Origin of the sequence: Roseovarius ramblicola, from assembly GCF_042430665.1 — a bacterium.
Lineage (GTDB): Bacteria > Pseudomonadota > Alphaproteobacteria > Rhodobacterales > Rhodobacteraceae > Roseovarius > Roseovarius ramblicola.
Map to the genome: position 1 here is coordinate 224,925 of NZ_JBHMEC010000003.1, position 18,149 is coordinate 243,073.

Annotated in this window: 19 protein-coding genes; 8 read left to right on the top strand and 11 right to left on the bottom strand. The window is 67.4% G+C overall.

Features of this window, described 5'->3' with window-relative positions; all coding sequences use genetic code 11:
- Position 1 precedes the first annotated feature (1 nt).
- The 5 genes from ACFFU4_RS02710 to mdh form a co-directional block, all read right to left on the bottom strand.
- Positions 2–2,962: a 2-oxoglutarate dehydrogenase E1 component gene (locus ACFFU4_RS02710; protein WP_377066795.1), complete on the bottom strand. Its 2,961-nt coding sequence runs from the start codon at positions 2,960–2,962 to the stop codon at positions 2–4.
- 72 nt (positions 2,963–3,034) lie between these two features.
- A complete protein-coding gene (gene sucD, locus ACFFU4_RS02715) occupies positions 3,035–3,916 on the bottom strand; it encodes a succinate--CoA ligase subunit alpha (protein WP_377066797.1) in 882 nt (293 codons plus the stop codon).
- 73 nt (positions 3,917–3,989) lie between these two features.
- Positions 3,990–4,667: a hypothetical protein gene (locus tag ACFFU4_RS02720; RefSeq protein WP_377066799.1), complete on the bottom strand. Its 678-nt coding sequence runs from the start codon at positions 4,665–4,667 to the stop codon at positions 3,990–3,992.
- A 52-nt stretch (positions 4,668–4,719) separates the two neighbouring features.
- Positions 4,720–5,913 carry an ADP-forming succinate--CoA ligase subunit beta gene (sucC, locus tag ACFFU4_RS02725; RefSeq protein ID WP_377066801.1) on the bottom strand — a complete coding sequence of 398 codons (1,194 nt, stop codon included), beginning with the start codon at positions 5,911–5,913 and terminating at the stop codon, positions 4,720–4,722.
- Between the two features lie 224 nt (positions 5,914–6,137).
- Positions 6,138–7,100: a malate dehydrogenase gene (mdh, locus tag ACFFU4_RS02730; protein ID WP_377066803.1), complete on the bottom strand. Its 963-nt coding sequence runs from the start codon at positions 7,098–7,100 to the stop codon at positions 6,138–6,140.
- Between the two features lie 152 nt (positions 7,101–7,252).
- On the opposite strand from mdh, the gene ACFFU4_RS02735 reads away from it, so the two are divergent.
- Positions 7,253–8,002, top strand: coding sequence for a sulfite exporter TauE/SafE family protein (locus tag ACFFU4_RS02735; RefSeq protein ID WP_377066805.1), 750 nt, complete (start codon positions 7,253–7,255; stop codon positions 8,000–8,002).
- 7 nt (positions 8,003–8,009) lie between these two features.
- On the opposite strand, the gene ACFFU4_RS02740 is transcribed toward ACFFU4_RS02735, so the two are convergent.
- Positions 8,010–8,318, bottom strand: coding sequence for a hypothetical protein (locus tag ACFFU4_RS02740; protein WP_377066807.1), 309 nt, complete (start codon positions 8,316–8,318; stop codon positions 8,010–8,012).
- A 198-nt stretch (positions 8,319–8,516) separates the two neighbouring features.
- On the opposite strand from ACFFU4_RS02740, the gene ACFFU4_RS02745 reads away from it, so the two are divergent.
- The 4 genes from ACFFU4_RS02745 to ACFFU4_RS02760 are packed head-to-tail and all read left to right on the top strand — an operon-like array spanning position 8,517 to position 11,168.
- On the top strand, positions 8,517–9,377 hold the full coding sequence (locus ACFFU4_RS02745; RefSeq protein ID WP_377066809.1) for an HpcH/HpaI aldolase/citrate lyase family protein: 861 nt from the start codon (positions 8,517–8,519) through the stop codon (positions 9,375–9,377).
- A gap of 6 nt (positions 9,378–9,383) precedes the next feature.
- Positions 9,384–9,929, top strand: coding sequence for an NnrU family protein (locus ACFFU4_RS02750; protein WP_377066811.1), 546 nt, complete (start codon positions 9,384–9,386; stop codon positions 9,927–9,929).
- Positions 9,930–9,933: 4 nt separating this feature from the next.
- Entirely contained in the window at positions 9,934–10,137 is a 204-nt protein-coding gene (locus ACFFU4_RS02755) for a DUF1737 domain-containing protein (protein WP_377066813.1), read from the top strand.
- A 2-nt stretch (positions 10,138–10,139) separates the two neighbouring features.
- Positions 10,140–11,168: a MaoC family dehydratase gene (locus ACFFU4_RS02760; RefSeq protein ID WP_377066815.1), complete on the top strand. Its 1,029-nt coding sequence runs from the start codon at positions 10,140–10,142 to the stop codon at positions 11,166–11,168.
- Positions 11,169–11,178: 10 nt separating this feature from the next.
- On the opposite strand, the gene ACFFU4_RS02765 is transcribed toward ACFFU4_RS02760, so the two are convergent.
- Positions 11,179–11,637, bottom strand: coding sequence for an NUDIX hydrolase (locus ACFFU4_RS02765; protein ID WP_377066817.1), 459 nt, complete (start codon positions 11,635–11,637; stop codon positions 11,179–11,181).
- Positions 11,638–11,716: 79 nt separating this feature from the next.
- Positions 11,717–14,170, bottom strand: a complete 2,454-nt coding sequence (gene hrpB / locus ACFFU4_RS02770; protein WP_377066819.1) for an ATP-dependent helicase HrpB — start codon at positions 14,168–14,170, stop codon at positions 11,717–11,719.
- Between the two features lie 207 nt (positions 14,171–14,377).
- On the opposite strand from hrpB, the gene meaB reads away from it, so the two are divergent.
- Positions 14,378–15,352, top strand: a complete 975-nt coding sequence (gene meaB, locus ACFFU4_RS02775; RefSeq protein ID WP_377066821.1) for a methylmalonyl Co-A mutase-associated GTPase MeaB — start codon at positions 14,378–14,380, stop codon at positions 15,350–15,352.
- A 6-nt stretch (positions 15,353–15,358) separates the two neighbouring features.
- Here meaB and ACFFU4_RS02780 read toward each other — a convergent pair whose 3' ends face one another.
- Positions 15,359–15,595, bottom strand: coding sequence for a DUF8831 family protein (locus ACFFU4_RS02780; protein WP_377066823.1), 237 nt, complete (start codon positions 15,593–15,595; stop codon positions 15,359–15,361).
- Between the two features lie 123 nt (positions 15,596–15,718).
- Here ACFFU4_RS02780 and ACFFU4_RS02785 point away from each other — a divergent pair, with 123 nt between their 5' ends.
- Together ACFFU4_RS02785 and ACFFU4_RS02790 are read left to right on the top strand one after the other, a co-directional pair.
- On the top strand, positions 15,719–16,417 hold the full coding sequence (locus ACFFU4_RS02785; protein ID WP_377066825.1) for a M48 family metallopeptidase: 699 nt from the start codon (positions 15,719–15,721) through the stop codon (positions 16,415–16,417).
- An 82-nt stretch (positions 16,418–16,499) separates the two neighbouring features.
- Positions 16,500–16,763 (top strand): DUF6455 family protein, encoded by a 264-nt coding sequence (locus tag ACFFU4_RS02790; RefSeq protein ID WP_377066827.1) that lies wholly within the window; start codon positions 16,500–16,502, stop codon positions 16,761–16,763.
- Between the two features lie 10 nt (positions 16,764–16,773).
- Here the strand turns inward: ACFFU4_RS02790 and trhA are convergent, their stop codons facing one another.
- Positions 16,774–17,424 (bottom strand): PAQR family membrane homeostasis protein TrhA, encoded by a 651-nt coding sequence (trhA, locus tag ACFFU4_RS02795; RefSeq protein WP_377066829.1) that lies wholly within the window; start codon positions 17,422–17,424, stop codon positions 16,774–16,776.
- A 57-nt stretch (positions 17,425–17,481) separates the two neighbouring features.
- Complete coding sequence (locus ACFFU4_RS02800; RefSeq protein WP_377066831.1) at positions 17,482–17,874, bottom strand: thiol-disulfide oxidoreductase DCC family protein; 393 nt, start codon at positions 17,872–17,874, stop codon at positions 17,482–17,484.
- Between the last annotated feature and the right edge of the window lie 275 nt (positions 17,875–18,149).

Consider the following 18,149-nt stretch of genomic DNA (forward strand, 5'->3'; position numbering starts at 1 on the left):
CTTATTTCCCTTCGATGGTCAGCGCGGCATCGACCAGCGCTTCTTGTTGTGCCTTGTGCTGCGTGGCCAGGCCCGTGGCGGGCGAGGCGGCGGCGGGGCGACCGGCGTATTGGGGCCGCTTGTGGCTGGCCTTGATGCGCGTGAGCACCCATTCGATGTTCGGCTCGATGAAGGACCATGCGCCCTGGTTCTTGGGCTCTTCCTGGCACCAGACCATCTCGGCCTGCTTGAAGCGTTCCAGCTCCTTGACCATGGACATGGCCGGAAACGGGTAGAACTGTTCGATCCGCATCAGGTAGACATCGTCGATGCCGCGCTTGTCGCGTTCCTCCAGCAGGTCGTAATAGACCTTGCCCGAGCACATCACCACGCGCCTGATCTTCTTGTCGGGGACCAGCTCGGTGTCGGAATTGCCGTATTGGGCATCGTCCCACAGCACCCGGTGGAACGACGAGCCGGTGGTGAAATCCGCCGCCACCGAGACCGCCATCTTGTGCCGCAGGAGCGATTTCGGCGTCATCAGGATGAGCGGCTTGCGGAAGGTGCGGTAGAGCTGGCGGCGCAGGATGTGGAAGTAGTTGGCCGGGGTGGTGCAGTTGGCCACGATCCAGTTGTCGCCGCCGCACATGGTCAGGAACCGTTCCAGCCGGGCCGAGGAGTGTTCCGGGCCCTGCCCCTCGTAGCCGTGGGGCAGCAGGCAGACGAGGCCCGACATGCGCAGCCATTTCGATTCGCCCGAGGAGATGAACTGATCGAACATGATCTGCGCGCCGTTGGCGAAATCGCCGAACTGCGCCTCCCACAGGGTGAGCGCCTTGGGCTCGGCGAGGCTGTAGCCATACTCGAAGCCCAGCACGGCGTATTCCGAGAGCATCGAGTCGATCACCTCGTACTGCGCCTGCCCGTCGCGGATGTTGTTGAGCGGGAAGTAGCGGTCCTCGGTGTCCTGGTCGATCAGCCCGGAATGGCGCTGGCTGAAGGTGCCGCGGGTGCTGTCCTGACCCGACAGGCGGACGCGATACCCCTCGGTCAGCAGCGACCCGAAGGCGATCGCCTCGGCGGTGGCCCAGTCGAAGCCCTCGCCGGTCTCGAACATCCGGGCCTTGGCGTCGAGCAGGCGGCCCACCGTCTTGTGCAGGTTGAAGCCGTCGGGCGCGCGGCTGAGGGCGCGACCGACCTCTTCGAGCGTCTCGGGCTTGATCGCGGTCTCGCCGCGCTCGTAATCGCCCCGGTGCGGGTTGAGATCGGACCACACGCCATCGAGCCAGTCGGCCTTGTTGGGGCGATACTCCTTGCCCGCCTCGAACTCGTCGGCGAGGTGCGACTGGAACGCCGCCTTCATGTCCTCGACCTCGCCCTCGGGGATCAGGCCGTCCTTGACCAGCCGGTCGGTATAGAGGGCGAGCGTCGTCTTTTGCTGCTTGATCTTCTTGTACATCAGGGGGTTGGTGAACATCGGCTCGTCCCCCTCGTTATGGCCGAAGCGGCGGTAGCAGATGATATCGATGACCACGTCCTTGTGGAACTTCTGGCGGAATTCCGTGGCGACGCGGGCGGCGTGGACCACCGCCTCGGGGTCGTCGCCGTTGACGTGGAAGATCGGTGCCTCGACCATCAGCGCGATATCGGTCGGATAGGGCGAGGAGCGCGAGAAATGCGGTGCGGTGGTAAAGCCGATCTGGTTGTTGACCACAATATGCATGGTGCCGCCGGTGCGGTGCCCCTTGAGCCCCGAGAGGCCGAAACACTCGGCCACGACACCCTGTCCGGCAAACGCCGCGTCGCCGTGCAGCAGGATGGGCAGCACCCTGGTGCGCTCGGCGTCGCTCAACTGATCCTGCTTGGCGCGGACCTTGCCGATGACCACCGGATTCACCGCCTCCAGGTGGCTGGGGTTGGCGGTGAGCGACAGGTGCACGGTGTTGCCGTCGAATTCCCTGTCGTGGCTGGCCCCGAGGTGGTATTTCACGTCGCCCGAGCCGTCCACGTCCTCGGGCTTGAAGCTGCCGCCCTGGAACTCGTGGAACAGCGCGCGATAGGGCTTGCCCATGACGTTGGCGAGCACGTTGAGCCGCCCGCGATGCGGCATGCCGATGACGATGTCCCTGACGCCGAGCTGGCCGCCGCGCTTGATGATCTGCTCCATCGCCGGAACCAGGCTTTCGGCCCCGTCGAGACCAAACCGCTTGGTGCCCATGTATTTGACGTGGAGGTATTTCTCGAAGCCCTCGGACTCGACCATCTTTTTCAGGATCGCCTTGCGCCCGTTCCGGGTAAAGCTGATTTCCTTGTCGTAGCCCTCGATCCGCTCCTTGAGCCAGCCGGACTGTTCGGGGTCGGAGATGTGCATGTATTGCAGCGCGAAGGTGCCGCAATAGGTGCGCTTCACGATGGCGAGGATCTCGCGCAGGCTTGCAACTTCGAGGCCGAGCACGTTGTCGATGAAAATGGGCCGGTCCATGTCGGTTTCGGTGAAACCGTAGGATTTCGGGTCAAGCTCGGGGCGGTGGCCGTGATCGCGCAGGCCCAGCGGATCAAGCTCGGCAATCAGGTGGCCGCGGATGCGGTAAGCGCGGATCAGCATGAGCGCGCGCACCGAATCAAGCACCGCGCGCTTGACCTGTTCGTCGGTGACCTCGATGCCCTTTTCGGCGGCCTTGGCGGCGATCTTCTTGCCCGCATCCCTGGCCTCTGGCTCGGCGGGCCATTCGCCGGTGAGCGCGGCGGTCAGGTCATCGGCGGGCTGCGGCGGCCAGTCGCCCCGCGCCCATGATGGGCCGGCGGCCTCTCGCGTCACCTGCGCGCCGGGATCGCCAAGGTCGTCGAAGAACGTCTTCCACGCCTCGTCCACCGCGCCGGGATCGTTGGCGTAGCGCGCATAAAGCTGTTCGAGATACGCGGCATTGTGTCCCTGCATGAAGGAGGAGGCGTGGAACTGGTCGTTGGAGGATTGGTCGGTCATGTTTGCACCTCGGAGGAGCTTGGAACCCTGTTGGCCGGGGCGGGGCGGGGATGCCCCGCCCCGCCGGACGCGTTAGCCGATCGCTTCGAGCACTGCCTCGCCGAGACCGGCGGGGCTGTCGGCGACGACGATGCCGGCGGAGCGCATCGCCTCGATCTTGTCATCGGCGCCGCCCTTGCCACCGGCGACGATGGCGCCGGCGTGGCCCATGCGGCGGCCCGGCGGCGCGGTGCGCCCGGCGATGAAGCCGGCGACCGGCTTCTTGCGGCCGCGCTTGGCCTCGTCCTTGAGGAACTGTGCCGCGTCCTCCTCGGCGGAGCCGCCGATCTCGCCGATCATGATGATGCTCTCGGTCTCGTCATCGGCGAGGAACCACTCCAGCACGTCGATATGCTCGGTCCCCTTGATCGGGTCGCCGCCGATGCCGATGCAGGTGGATTGCCCGAGCCCGGCATCGGTGGTCTGCTTGACCGCCTCGTAGGTGAGCGTGCCCGAGCGCGAGACCACGCCGCAGGAGCCGCGCTTGTGGATATGCCCGGGCATGATGCCGATCTTGCAGGCGTCGGGCGTGATGATGCCGGGGCAGTTGGGGCCGATCAGCACCGATTTGCTGTCCATCAGCGCGCGCTTGACGCGCGTCATGTCGAGCACCGGGATGCCCTCGGTGATGCACACGATCAGATCCATCCCGGCGTCGAGCGCCTCGAGGATACTGTCTGCCGCAAAGGGCGGCGGCACGTAGATGACGGAGGCGTTGGCCCCGGTCTCGTGGCGCGCCTCGTGGACCGAGTTGAACACCGGCAGATCGAGATGCGTGGTGCCGCCCTTGCCGGGCGTCACGCCGCCGACCATCTGCGTGCCATAGGCGATGGCCTGCTCCGAGTGGAACGTGCCCTGGCTGCCGGTGAGCCCCTGGCAGATGACCTTGGTTTGCTTGTCTACGAGGACTGCCATTTCTCTGGCTCCTTCCTTTGGTGTTGCTGTTCGTCGTCGGGGGTGCCCTCGCGGCACCCCGGAATTGGGTGGATCAGGGGGCCTTCTCCTCGGCTGCGTGTCTCTCCAGCGTCTCGACCACCTGCGCGCGCGACCACAGGCCCATCGACCGCTGACGGCGGCCGCGGGCGGTGGCGAGGACCGCCGGGTCGAGGTCGATCTCGCCGGTCTCGGGGATCGTCCCGACCGGCTCGGGAAAGTTGAACGGGGCGGCGCAGGGGTTGAACGGGGCAAAGTCGCCGTTCTTGCCAAGCCGCCGGTTGACCGGGGTGTGGTGCATGCTGGTGAGCAGCCACGGGATGCCGCTGGCCGCGAAATTCTCGAAGAACTTCCAGCGCAGCCACCACTTGAGGTGGAACAGGCAATCGCGGCACATCATCATGTCGGCCTGCGTCAGCGGATCGGCGGTGATGTCGAGATGCACGAAGTCGCGGGACGGGCCCGCGTGCTCTGCCCTCACGGTGTCGAGCACGTCGCGCGCGATATCGCCGCCGGTGTAATGGACATCGCCCAGATCGACATGCTGCATCCAGAACCAGTCGCCGCAGGGCGCGTCGAGAAAGCGGCGCACATTGTGGCGCGCCAGCAGCCCGGGCAGCGCCGCGCGCAGGGCGGCGGTGGCCTCGAGCGTCGAGCCCGCACCGGAGCGCGAGCGGACCTTGCGCCCGGACCAGTCCTTGGCCTCGAACTCCGATCTCAGAGCGTCGCGCATGGAAGGCCCCTTCCGCTCCTGACCGTTGTGCCGCTCGCTGCGCGCCGTGCGCTCACCCCTTCACCGCCTTCACGATCTTCTGCGCGCCGTCCTTGAGGTCGTCGGCGGCGATCACGTCGACATCGGAGGTGTTGATGATCTCCTTGCCCTTCTCCACGTTGGTGCCCTCGAGCCGGACGACGAGCGGCACCTTGAGGCCCACCTCCTTGACGGCGGCGACCACGCCCTCGGCGATCACGTCGCAGCGCATGATGCCGCCGAAGATGTTGACGAGGATACCCTTGACGTTGGAATCCGAGGTGATGATCTTGAACGCTTCGGTGACCTTTTCCTTGGTCGCCCCGCCGCCCACGTCGAGGAAGTTGGCAGGCTCCGCCCCGTAGAGCTTGATGATGTCCATGGTGGCCATCGCGAGGCCCGCGCCGTTGACCATGCAACCGATCTCGCCGTCGAGGGCGATGTAGTTGAGGTCGTACTTGGAGGCTTCAAGCTCCTTGGGGTCCTCTTCGGTGGTGTCGCGCAGCTCGGCGATGTCGGAATGGCGGTAGATGGCGTTGGAGTCGAACCCCATCTTGGCGTCGAGGCACTTGAGATCGCCCTTGTCGGTGACGATCAGCGGATTGATCTCGAGCATCTCCATGTCCTTTTCCATGAACATGCGGTAGAGCGTGCCCATCAGCGCGACGCATTGCTTGACCTGCGGGCCCTTGAGGCCGAGGTTGAAGGCGATGCGGCGACCGTGGAAGGGCTGATAGCCCGTCGCGGGATCGACCGAGAAGCTGAGAATTTTCTCTGGCGTCTTGGCGGCCACCTCCTCGATATCCATGCCGCCCTCGGTGGAGGCGACAAAGCTCACGCGGGACGTGCCGCGATCCACGAGCAGGGCAAGGTACATTTCGGTCTCGATGCCCGAGCCGTCCTCGATATAGATGCGGTTGACCTGCTTGCCCGCCGGGCCGGTCTGCTTGGTCACCAGCGTGCGCCCGAGCATCCGGCGCGCCTCCTCGGCGGCCTCTTCGACGGATTTGGCAAGGCGCACGCCGCCCGCCTCTCCGGCGCCGGGCTCCTTGAACGTGCCCTTGCCGCGCCCGCCCGCGTGAATCTGCGCCTTGACGACCCAGAGCGGCCCGTCGAGCGCGCCCGCGGCGGTCTTGGCCTCTTCACCGCGCAGGACCACGCGACCATCCGACACCGGCGCGCCAAAGGAACGCAGGAGCGCCTTGGCCTGATACTCGTGGATATTCATGAAACTGTCCCGTTTTGCTGCGATTACCACAGGTATAGGCACAGATTCGCGCGCGCATTAAATGGTTTTTTGCGCTTTCAGGGCAATTCGGGCAATTTTCCGGGTTTTGTGATCACAGCGGTAAATCGTGTGATCACAAATACTTCGGTGCGGAAAACAGACCCTTGTAAAACAGCCGGGGCTGGAAAGTATCCAGCCCCGGCCCATCTTCAGCGATCAATCTGTCAGGCGAGCGAGCCGTCGATCCCCTTGCAGGCGTCCACGAGACCCTTCACCGCGTCAACGGATTTGTCGAACATCGCCTGCTCTTCCTTGTTGAGCCTGATCTCGACGATGCGCTCGATGCCGCCCTCGCCGATCACCGAGGGCACGCCGACATACATGCCCTTGACCCCGAATTCGCCGGCGCAATGGGCGGCGCAGGGCAGGACGCGCTTTTGATCCTTGAGATAGGCCTCGGCCATCTCGATCGCGGCGGTCGCGGGGGCGTAAAAGGCCGAGCCGGTCTTGAGCAGGCCGACGATCTCGGCACCGCCGTCGCGGGTGCGTTGCAGGATCGCGTCGAGCCTGTCCTGCGTGGTCCAGCCCATCTCGATCAGGTCCGGCAGCGGGATACCTGCCACGGTGGAATAGCGCACCGAGGGCACCATCGTATCGCCATGTCCGCCGAGCACGAAGGCCGACACGTCGCGCATCGACACGCCGAATTCGAGGCTGAGGAAATGGCGGAACCGTGCGCTGTCGAGCACGCCGGCCATGCCGCAGACCTTGTTCGCGGGCAGACCCGAGAATTTCTGGAGCGCCCAGACCATCGCGTCGAGCGGGTTGGTGATGCAGATCACGAAGGCGTCGGGCGCGTTGGCGGCGATGCCTTCACCCACGGATTTCATGACCTTGAGGTTGATCCCCAGAAGATCATCGCGGCTCATCCCCGGCTTGCGCGGGACACCGGCGGTGACGATGCAGACGTCCGCCCCGGCGATATCGGCATAGTCCTGCGTGCCCTTGAGATGGGCGTCAAAGCGTGCGGACGGGCCGGATTCGGCGATGTCGAGCGCCTTGCCTTCGGGGGTGCCTTCGGCGATGTCGAAAAGCACGACGTCGCCGAGTTCCTTGAGCGCCGCGAGATGGGCGAGCGTACCGCCGATCTGTCCGGCGCCGATCAGCGCGATCCTTGGTCTGGCCATTGGAATTGTCTCCGTGGGTTGCAAAGCTGCGGCAGGGCGTAGTCCGATTTGCCGCCCCATGCAAGCCTGCCGCACTGCGGCGCATTGGGGTGGCCCATGTTTGTATGCGGCAGTATGCTGTAAAAGCCGCGCCACACCGGAGGGTTAGGGGAATGGACATTACATGGGGGCTGTTTGCCGCCGGGGCGGTCGCGGCGCTGTTCGCGGGTGTCTCAAAAGGCGGATTCGGCTCTGGCGCGGCGTTTGCGGGGGCGGCGATTCTGGCGCTGGTGGTGCCGCCGGGAATGGCGCTCGGGATCATGCTGCCGCTGTTGATGCTGATCGACGTGGCCACGCTGCGGCCCTATTGGCGGCAATGGGGCGCGCGCGAGACGGCGCTGCTGATCCTTGGGGGGCTGCCCGGCGTGGCGCTGGGTGCGGCGTTCTACCGGGTCGCCGACCCGGATCTGCTGCGGCTTCTGATCGGGGCGATCGCGCTCGGCTTTGTCGGCTGGCAGGTGGCGCTGCGCTCCGGCGCGATCCGTGGCGCGGCGCGGCCCCTGCCGGGCTGGAGCGGCCTGCTGGCCGGGCTGGTGGCCGGGTTCACCAGCTTCGTCAGCCACGCGGGCGGGCCGCCGGCGGCGGTCTACCTGCTGTCGCGGGGTTTGGGAAAGACCGGCTACCAGGCGAGCACGGTGGCGCTTTTCTTTGTTCTCAACATCGCCAAGGCGGTACCTTACGGCTTTCTCGGGCTGTTCACCGCAGAGACGTTGCGCATCGACCTGATGCTGGCGCCGGTGGCGCTGCTGGGGGCGTGGATCGGGGTGCGCGCACACCGGGCGGTGCCGGAGCGCGTGTTCTTCGCGATCACCTACGTGCTGCTGACCGTGACGGGGGCCAAACTGGTGATGGACGGGCTGTGACGCCCGGTCAGGCGTCGTTGCCCGGCTTGGGCAGGCTGTCGGCCACCGCCTCGTAGCCCTGCCCGGCGGCGACCAGGCACGTGATGCCATTGGTGCCGGTCACGGTGATGGTCCAACTGCCCGAAGCGGCGGAGGCGAACACCTCGACCACCGCGTTGTTGGCCCCGAGACCCATCGACTGCCGGGTTTCGCCATACGCCTCGGCAAGGCGCTGCACCACCGTCTCTCGCGGGGCGCAGCGGCCCGATTGCGCCGCCGCGGGCGCGGCCAGCAGGCTGGCGAGGGCCGTGGTCAGGCCCAGATTTCTTGCGATCATCGTCATACCCTTTCCCGTCCTGGTCCCTGCCGTCGCGGCAAAGCATGGCGGGCGAGGCGTGAAGACTTGGTTAACGAAGGGTAACGGGGCGCACGGATGCTGCCGGATGCTGCGCCGCGGCGGAAAAGCGCTTGAAGTTTTGCAGCGAAAAATGGCATTCCTGCGCAAGATTGTTACCTCTCAGTGCAAGGACAGATCATGGCCAGCCCCTCCCATCCCTATCGCTCGGTGCTCTATATTCCCGGGTCGAAACAGCGCGCGCTGGACAAGGCGCGCGACCTGCCGACCGATGCGATCATCTTCGATCTGGAGGATGCCGTCGCCCCCGACGCCAAGGCCGAGGCGCGCGAAACGCTGGTGGCGGCGCTGCGGCACGGCGGCTATGGCAAGCGCGCGCGGATCGTGCGGATCAACGCGCTGACCACCGAATGGGGGCTGGAGGACGCCCGCGCGCTCTGTGAGGCGGGGCCCGACGCGATCCTGCTGCCCAAGGTCAACACCCAATCGGATATCGACAACCTCACCGAGGTGATCGGCCCCGACCTGCCGGTCTGGACCATGATGGAGACGCCGGTGAGCGTGTTCAACGCGCGCGAGATCGCGGCGCACCGGCAGGTGACGGGGCTGGTGGCGGGCACCAACGACCTGACCAAGGATCTCGGCTGCCGGGTGCGGGCCGACCGGCTGCCGCTGATGGCGGCGTTGCAGATGATCGTGATGGCGGCGCGGGCGGCGCGGATCGTGGCGGTGGACGGGGTCTATAACCGGTTCCGCGACGGTGACGGGCTCAAGGCGGAATGCGAGCAGGGGCGCGACCTCGGCTTTGACGGCAAGACGCTCATTCACCCCGCGCAGATCGAGATCTCCAATACCGCCTTTGCCCCCACCAATTCCGAGATTGAACTGGCCGAACGGCAGATCGCGGCATATGAAGAAAGCCGGGCCTCGGGACAGGGGATCGCGGTGGTGGACGGGCAGATCGTCGAGAACCTGCACATCGTCGCGGCGCAGCGAATCCTCGACCGGGCGCAGGCGATACGCGACATGGCAGCGGAGTAGCGACCTATGGCTTACCTCATCCTCGGGCTGATCCTCTGGACGGCGGCGCATTTGTTCAAGCGGGTGGCCCCCGAGTTACGCGCCCGGATGGGAACCGCCGGCAAGGCGCTGGCGGCGGTCGGTATCCTGGCCGGTCTGGGGCTGATGATCTATGGCTACCGGCAGGCGGAATTCGTCAACATATGGTTTCCGCCCGCCTGGACCGTGCATCTCAACAACCTGATGATGCTGGCGGCGGTATTCCTCTACGGCATGAGCGCGACCAAGGGGCGGCTGCGGGGCGCGATGCGCCACCCGCAACTGACCGCCGTCAAGGTCTGGGCGGTGGCGCATCTCTTGGTCAATGGCGATCTGGCCTCGCTGATCCTGTTTGGCGGGCTGCTGGCCTGGGCGGTGCTGGAAGTGGTGGTCATCAACCTCTCCGAGGCGTGGGAGCGCCCGCAACCGGGCGAGGCAAGGCGCGACATCATCCTGGTGATCATTACCGTGGTGCTGTTCCTTGCCATGACCTTTGTCCACAACTGGCTGGGCGTCTGGCCATTCCCGGGATAAGGCGATGAAACTCTACCGTTTTCTCAGCGCCGACGACACGTCGGCTTTCTGCCACAAGGTGACGGCCGCCCTCAATGACGGCTGGGCGCTCTACGGTGATCCCACCTATGCCTTCGACGCGGCCAATGGCGTGATGCGCTGCGGGCAGGCCGTGGTGAAGGAGAAAGAGGGCGCGTATGCGCCCGACATGAAGCTGGGAGAGCAGTGACGATGAAGACCAATCCGGGCCGGTTTTTCGAGGATTACACCCTCGGCGAGGTGATCCGCCACGCGGTGCCGCGCAGCATCTCGGGTGGCGAGCGCGCGCTCTACCACGCGCTCTATCCGGCGCGGCATGCGCTCTATTCCTCGAACGAGTTTGCCCGTGCGAGCGGGTTGCCCGACAGCCCGATCGACGACATGGCGGCGTTTCACATCGTGTTCGGCAAGTCGGTGCCGGATATCTCGCTCAATGCGGTGGCGAACCTGGGCTATGCCGAGGCGCGCTGGCTGCGCCCGGTCTATCCCGGCGATACGCTGCGCAGCCAATCCGAGGTGATCGGGCTCAAGCAGAATTCATCCGGCAAGACCGGGGTGGTCTATGTGCGCACCACCGGATTCAACCAGCATGAGCTGCCGGTGATGGAATTCGTGCGTTGGGTGATGGTGCGCAAGAACAGCCCCGATGCGCCCGCGCCCGAGGCGGTGGTGCCCGAGACGGCGGCGGTGGTGGACCCGGGCGATCTGGTGATCCCGGCGGGGCTCGATTTCAGCACCTACGATTTCGGGCGGGCGGGCGAGCCGCACAGGCTGGGCGATTACGAGATCGGAGAGCGGATCGACCATGTCGACGGCGTGACCATCGAGGAAGCCGAGCACATGATGGCGACGCGGCTGTGGCAGAACACCTCGAAGACGCATTTCGACGCCACGCCGCGCGCCGATGGCAAGCGGCTGATCTATGGCGGGCACGTGATCTCGATGGCGCGGGCGCTGTCGTTCAATGGCCTCGCCAACGCGCAGATGATCGCCGCGATCAACGCCGGCAGCCACGCCAACCCGTGCTTCGCGGGCGACACCGTGCGCGCATGGTCCGAGGTGCTGGACCGCGCCGAGGTGGATGCGCCGGGGGTGGGCGCGCTGCGCCTGCGACTGGTGGCCACCAAGGGGGGCGCGCCGTTCACGCTCAAGGGCGAGGACGGCAAGTACCTCTCCAACGTCCTGCTCGACCTCGATTACTGGGCCTTGATGCCGGTCTGAGCCGGCCCGGTCAGAGGTGGCGCAGGATCGCCTTCAACTCGGGCTCGCGCACCAGCTTGGCGGCCTTTTTCGCCGGCACCCAGGCGCGCTTGCGCTGTCCGGCCTCGGGGAACCGGTCGGCCAGATCGCCCTTGCGGAGCCGCACCTTGTAGAGATGCGCGACGATCGGGACCACGCTGTCATCCTCAAGCGCCTTGTCGTAAAAGAATTGGCCGACGCGGCGCGCCTTGTCGGCCCCGGCGCGCACGCCCGCCTCTTCCCAGGCCTCGCGCATGGCCGATTGCGCATCGCTCAGCCCCTTGATCGGCCATCCCTTGGGCACGATCCAGCGCCCGGTGTCACGGCTGGTGATGAGCAGCACCTCCTTGCGACCCGTTTCCTTGCGCCAGCACAGCGCCGCCACCTGCCGCTCGGGCGGATAGGCGGTGCGCGCGCCTGAGCGCTCGGTCACGGTTTGCATCTTTACCATCTGGTCTGCCCTGCCCGGCGTGTTCGCGTTTCTTGGTCTATGGCCTTAAAGGTTATGCGAAAATCGGGCGCTTTGCAATTCAACGCGTGTTTCGCGGCTTGGCCCGCAGGGTCGGGTCGGCCTCGGTCGGATCCTCGGGCCAGGGGTGGCGGGGATAGCGCCCGCGCATGTCCTTGCGCACATCGGCGTAGGAGGTGGCCCAGAAGCCGGGAATGTCGGTGGTGGTCTGCACCGGCCGCTGCCCCGGCGACAGCAGTGTGACGCGCAGGCGCCGCCCGGCCACCATCGGGTGTTCGGTCTGGCCGAACATCTCCTGCAGGCGCAGGGTGATCTCCGGCTCCTCGCTGGAATAGTCGATGGGGATTCTCCGGCCCAAAGGCGTCGTGAAATGCGCCGGTGCCGCGCGGTCGAGCGCCTGCATCTGCTCCCACGTCAGCCGCGCGCGCAGCGCGTCGAGCATGTCGAACGCCTTCCAGTCCTGCGCCGTCCTCACACCGCCGAGAAAGGGCAGAAGCCATGTCTGGAGCGTGTCCATCAGCGCCGCCTCGCCCATGTCGGGCAGGTCCGGCATGGCCGCGCGGCAGAGCGTGACGCGCGCAGCGAACCGGCGGGCTGCACCGGTCCAGTTCAGCCCGAGGTCGCGCACCCCGTCGAGCATGGCCCGCGCGACCGCCTCTTGCGGCGGATCCTTCCAGACCCGGTCATCGAGAACCAGCGCGCCGAACCGTTCCTGCTGCCGGGCTGTCACCCGCCGCGCGCGGCGATCCCAGGCGCAGACATCCTGCCAGCCGAACCGGTCGCCGTAGAGATCGCGCAACTCCGCCTCGCCGATCGCGATGGCCTGCCGGATGCGGGCCTCGCGCGGGTCGCCGTCGAGATCGGTCGCAACGATGAGCCGGGCGCCGGACATCGGGTCACCCTCGGGCATCACCGCCCCCTTGCCACCCGACAGCACGTAGCGGGGCGCGTCGCCCTTGCGGCGCAGGCCGATGCGGTCGGGATAGGCCAGCGCGGCGCACTCCGCGTCGCTCATCGCGGTCTGCGTGCTCCCGGTCCGGCGCGCCAGGCGCTTTGCCTCGGCGCGGATACGTTCGACCGCCCCGCGATTGGCGGGGTGCGGATGGCGCTCGGCATAGGCGCGGGGATCGCGGATGGCGGCCATGCGCAGCGACAGGTCCACCGGCGCGCCGCGCGCCAGCGGGTCGCGGTCCGCCAGCAGCGCGGCCATGGGCGCGGCGCCGGGGCCGGCCACGGCCAGCATATGCGCCAGACGCGGATGCAGCGGCAGCGCGGCCAGCGCGCGCCCGTGATCGGTGATGAGGCCGCGCCCGTCGAGCGCGCCCAGCATTCTCAGCAAGCCCTGCGCCTCCGAAAAGCTGCCGGGATTGGGCGGCGTGAGAAAGGGCAGCGCGCCGGGCTCCGCCCCCCAGAGCGCCAGGTCGAGCGCCAGCCCGGCGAGGTCGGCGGCCTCGATCTCCGCGGGCGGAAAGGGGGCGAACGCGCCCTCCTCTCCGCGCGTCCAGAACCGGTAGCAAACGCCCTCGGCCACCCGCCCCGCGCGGCCCGCGCGCTGCGTGGCCTCGGCGCGGGTGACCCGTTCTGTCACCAACCGCGACATGCCCGAGCCGGGATCGAACCGCGCCCGCCGCGCGCGGCCCCCGTCCACCACCACGCGGATATCCTCGATCGTGAGCGATGTCTCGGCGATGGCGGTGGCGAGCACGATCTTGCGGCCCTCGGCGCAGGGCGCGATGGCGGCGCGCTGCGCGGCAAAGTCCATCGCGCCGAACAGCGGGCGCAGGTGGCAATCGGACGGCAGCCGGTTCCTGAGCAGCGCCTCGACCCGCCGGATTTCCCCCTCACCGGGGAGAAAGACCAGCACGCCACCCTGCGTTTCTGCCACCGCGAGTTCCACCAGATCGGCCACGCCCTCCTCGACGCGCGCGCGCCTGGGGCGCGGCCGGTCGAGCCAGCGGGTTTCGACCGGAAAGCTGCGTCCCTGCGAGGTGATCACCGGCACATCGCCCATCAGCCGCGCCACCGGTTCGGCATCGAGCGTGGCCGACATCGCCAGCAGGATCAGGTCCTCGCGCAGCGCGCCCGCCACCTCCAGGCTGAGCGCGAGGCCCAGATCGGCGTTGAGCGAGCGCTCGTGGAACTCGTCGAAGATCACCGCGCCCACGCCGGGCAGGTCCGGCTCGGACTGGATCATGCGGGTGAGAATGCCCTCTGTCACCACCTCGATCCGCGTCGCCCCGGAGACTTTCGCCTCCCCCCGGATGCGATAGCCCACGGTCTCGCCGACGGCTTCGCCGAGGCTCTGCGCCATGCGTTCGGCGGCGGCGCGGGCGGCGAGGCGGCGCGGCTCCAGCATCACGATGCGGCCCGCCGTGAGCCCCGCGCGCAGCATCCCGAGCGGCACCACGGTGGTCTTGCCCGCGCCCGGCGGGGCCTGCAAAACCGCCCGCCCACGCGCCCGCAGCGCATCGAGCAGGTCGGGGATGGCGTCATGAATTGGCAGGCTCTCGGACATGCCCCCTTTTCGGACAGCGGCGCGCGCTTGGCCAGAGGGCCCGCGTGGGTTTCTTTTTGGTTCAAATACTCAAGCCACCGCCCGTGGCGCGCGCAGCGGCTTGAGTATTTGGAACAAGAAGAAACACGCGGCGCGCGCCCCGGTCTGGACATTGCCCGCGTCGCCAAGGCATGAAGGCGGGAACGGATCAGGCAACCCGGCGGGCGCATGGATATCGAGGACCTTGGCGAACGGATCATCGCTGGCGACCGGCGGGCGCTGGCGCAGGCGATCACTCTGATCGAGAGCGGGCGCGCCGATCACCGGGCGCAGGCCACCGAGCTTCTCGAAGCGGTGCGCGGCACCGGGCGCGAGGCGATCCGGATCGGCCTCTCGGGCACGCCGGGGGTGGGCAAGTCCACCTTCATCGAGAGCTTCGGCCTGATGCTGACCGGGCAGGGCCTCAAGGTGGCGGTGCTGGCGGTCGATCCGTCCTCGGCGCGCTCGGGCGGCTCGATCCTCGGCGACAAGACGCGGATGGAGCGGCTGAGCCGCGCGCCGGGCGCGTTCATCCGCCCCTCGCCCAGCCGCAGCCATCTGGGCGGCGTGGCGCGGCGCACGCGCGAGGCGGTGGCGCTGTGCGAGGCGGCGGGCTTTGACGTGGTGCTGATCGAGACGGTGGGCGTGGGACAGTCCGAGACGGTGGTGGCCGAGATGTCCGACATCTTCGTGCTGCTCATGGCCCCGGCGGGCGGCGACGAGTTGCAGGGCGTGAAGCGCGGCATCATGGAGATCGCCGACCTGATCCTCGTCAACAAGGCCGATGGCGACCTGAAGGCCGCGGCACAGCGGACGCGTTCGGATTATGCCGGGGCGCTGCGGCTGTTGCGCAAGCGCGCGCAGGATCCCGAGGGCTTTCCCAAGGCGATCTGCGTCTCGGCTTTGCAGGATGACGGGCTCGTGGAGGCGTGGGACGAGATGCGCGCGCTCATCGAGTGGCGCCGGGACGAGGGCCATTTCGCCGCCCGTCGCGCGGCGCAGGCGCAAAGCTGGTTCACCGAGGAATTGCGGCAGGGGTTGCTGGCGCGGCTCGACGCGCCGGAGGCGCGCGCCGAGATGGAGCGCTATGCGCGGGCCGTGGCCGAGGGCGGAATAACCCCCGCAGCGGCGGCCACCGAGATGCTGGAGAAGCTGGGCCGCTGAACCGGTTCAGCCCCCCGGCTCGCGCAGGTAGACGCCCTCGGGCAGGTCGAGCGCCGCGCCGAGGTCGCGCATCTGGCTCATCGACAGGGTGATTCGCAGCACATTGTCGGTGCGCGGGTCGTATTGCTCGACGGTCACGCATTCCTCGAAGGCGTTGACGACGACATCTTCCTTGAGGGGTGCGGCCCCCTCGTCGACGAGGGTGATGACGGTCGAGTCGAACTCGTGCTCGATGGAAAACATGGGATCAGGCTACCCGTTCGGCGGCGGATTGCAAACCTGTCATATGCTGCGCGTCTGGGGCTGGCAGGCGGGCGAGAGCCTGCTAGAAGGCGGGTATCGTGATCGCCCCGAGGAGCCCTCCCGATGCGCTGGATCGCCTGTCTTGCCCTTGGCCTTGTCACCGCCTGCGTGGAGGTGACCGGGCCCGCGCCCGCGCCGCGGCCCGCCGCCGCGCGCGCGGCCCCCGAGGTCACGCGCGCGAAGGTGGAGCAATTCCTGACCGTGGTTCAGCGGGTGGAGCCGGTGGCCGAGAGCACCTGCCGCGCCCGCGCGCCGCGCGCCAATTGCGATTTCCGCATCGTGGTGGACGATCGGCCCGGCCAGCCGGTCAACGCCTATCAGACGCTCGACCGGAGCGGGCGGCCGATCGTCGCCTTCACGCTGCCGATGATCGGCGCGGTCCGCAATGCCGACGAGCTGGCCTTTGTCATGGGACACGAGGCGGCGCATCACATCGCGGGCCACATCCCGCGCCAACAGCAGAGCGCGATGGCGGGGGCGGTGATCCTCGGCGGGATCGCGGCGATCACGGGGGCCGGGCAATCGGTGGTCGACGGGGCCGTCGATCTCGGGGCCGGTGTCGGCGGGCGGGTCTTTTCCAAGGAGTTCGAGCTTGAGGCGGATGCGCTGGGTACGGTGATCGCGCATCGCGCGGGCTATGATCCGGTGCGCGGAGTGGCATTCTTTTCGCAGATTCCCGATCCCGGCAACCGGTTCCTCGGGACGCATCCGCCCAATGCACAGAGGGTCGAGACGGTGCGCCGGCGGGCGGCGCAACTCTGACCGCCTGCGCGCCTTGACCTGGATCAAGGTCCGGCGGACGTGCGGGTGGCATGGTGCCCCCGGAACGTCAGGGAGATTCGCCATGCAATCCAGCCGTACACTCAAGCGTCATGCCGATCTTGTGGACCGCATGGCCACGACGCAGGGCGTCGATCTGGAAGAAACCATGATGGCCGGGCATCTGACCCCGGGAGAGCTGGGCGAGGCGGTTCTGGCCTGCACCGGCTGTGCCGCGCCCGGGGCCTGCGAGCACTGGCTCGACAGCCACGAGGCGGGCGAGGCGGCACCGGCCTATTGCCGCAACGCCGACCTTCTGGCCGATCTGGCCGCACGATCCGGGCACTGACCCCGCAGAGTCAAAGCGCCGCGGCGACCGCGGTGTTGATCCCGATGAAGAAGCAGGCCGAGGCCAGCGCCACGAAGGTGTGCCAGATGGCGTTGGCGAAGCGCAGGCTCTCCCACGCGTAGAAGATCACGCCGACCGAGTAGAGCAGCCCGCCGCCGACGATGAACGCGAGGCTGACGCCCGGCAGCACGCCCGATAGCGGCATGATCAGCGCCACACCCGCCCAGCCCAGCAGCATATAGGGCAGCCAACCGGTGGTCATCGCGCCGCGCGGCATGCGCAGCTTGCCAAGCGCGCCGAGGCCGGCGCAGAGCCACACGCCCGCCAGTACGGCATATCCGAAGGCGCTGCCGAGCAGGATGCCCAGCGGCGTGAAGGTGCCCGCGATCTTGACATAGATGGCCGCGTGATCGAGCCGCCGCAGCAGCGGGCGCAGCGGCGTGTGCGCGAGCAGGTGATAGGCCGCCGAGGCGGCCAGCATCGCCAGCAGCGACAGCGAGTAAACCGTGATGGCGAGGAAGGTGACCCCGTCCATGTCGAGCGCGAAGACGGAATAGACCGCCGCGACCCCCGCCAGCGCCGCGACCAGACCGCCGATATGAACCACACCATCTGCGATGCGTTCGGCCGGGGTATAGAGCGGGTAGGGCATCTTCGTCATTCCTGCATGATGACATCATCTTGCGATCATTTCCTTAATAACCGCCAAATCCGGCCATCATGCGGCGTGATCGGGGCCGGAGCGGTGCATCCGTGCAACATGCCGCGCGTAGAGCCGGGGTGCCAGCACGCGCTCGTAGACGAAATGCGCGGCGTGGCGCAGCCCCGGCAGCGCCACGATCCGGGCCAGCCAGCGGTAGCGCGGCAGCGCGCGCCACAGCGCGACAAAGGCATCCACCCCCGACAGCACTTGCCCGCCCTGCCGCACATGCAACCGCCGCGCCGCGGCGTCGGCGTCGATGCCCCAGTCGGCAAGATCGCGGGTGTTGAGATCGTGGAAGGACACGGCCAGGCCGCGTGCCTCCGAACAGGCACGGTAATGCTCGATCTCGGCGCGGCAGACGGGACAGCGCGCGTTGTAGAGGACATCGGTTCCGGTCGTGTCGATCATGCCATGGTATCTATGCCGGTCCGGCACCGGGCCAAGTCAAAAAATCGGTGTGTTACAGGCGGACCAGTTGAACAAGTGGTGCCCGGGGGCGGAGGTCTTTCTCCGTTGTGTTCCCGTTACAGGCACCGCATCAGCTGGTAACTCCAGCAAAACAAGGGCTATCAGCATCAGAGAGTCCCCGTCAACAGGCACCATCTGGTCTACGATATGTGACCTGCCACGGGATTTTTCCTCCATTTGGAATTAGAGTCCGACCCAACGAAGGGACGGACCAT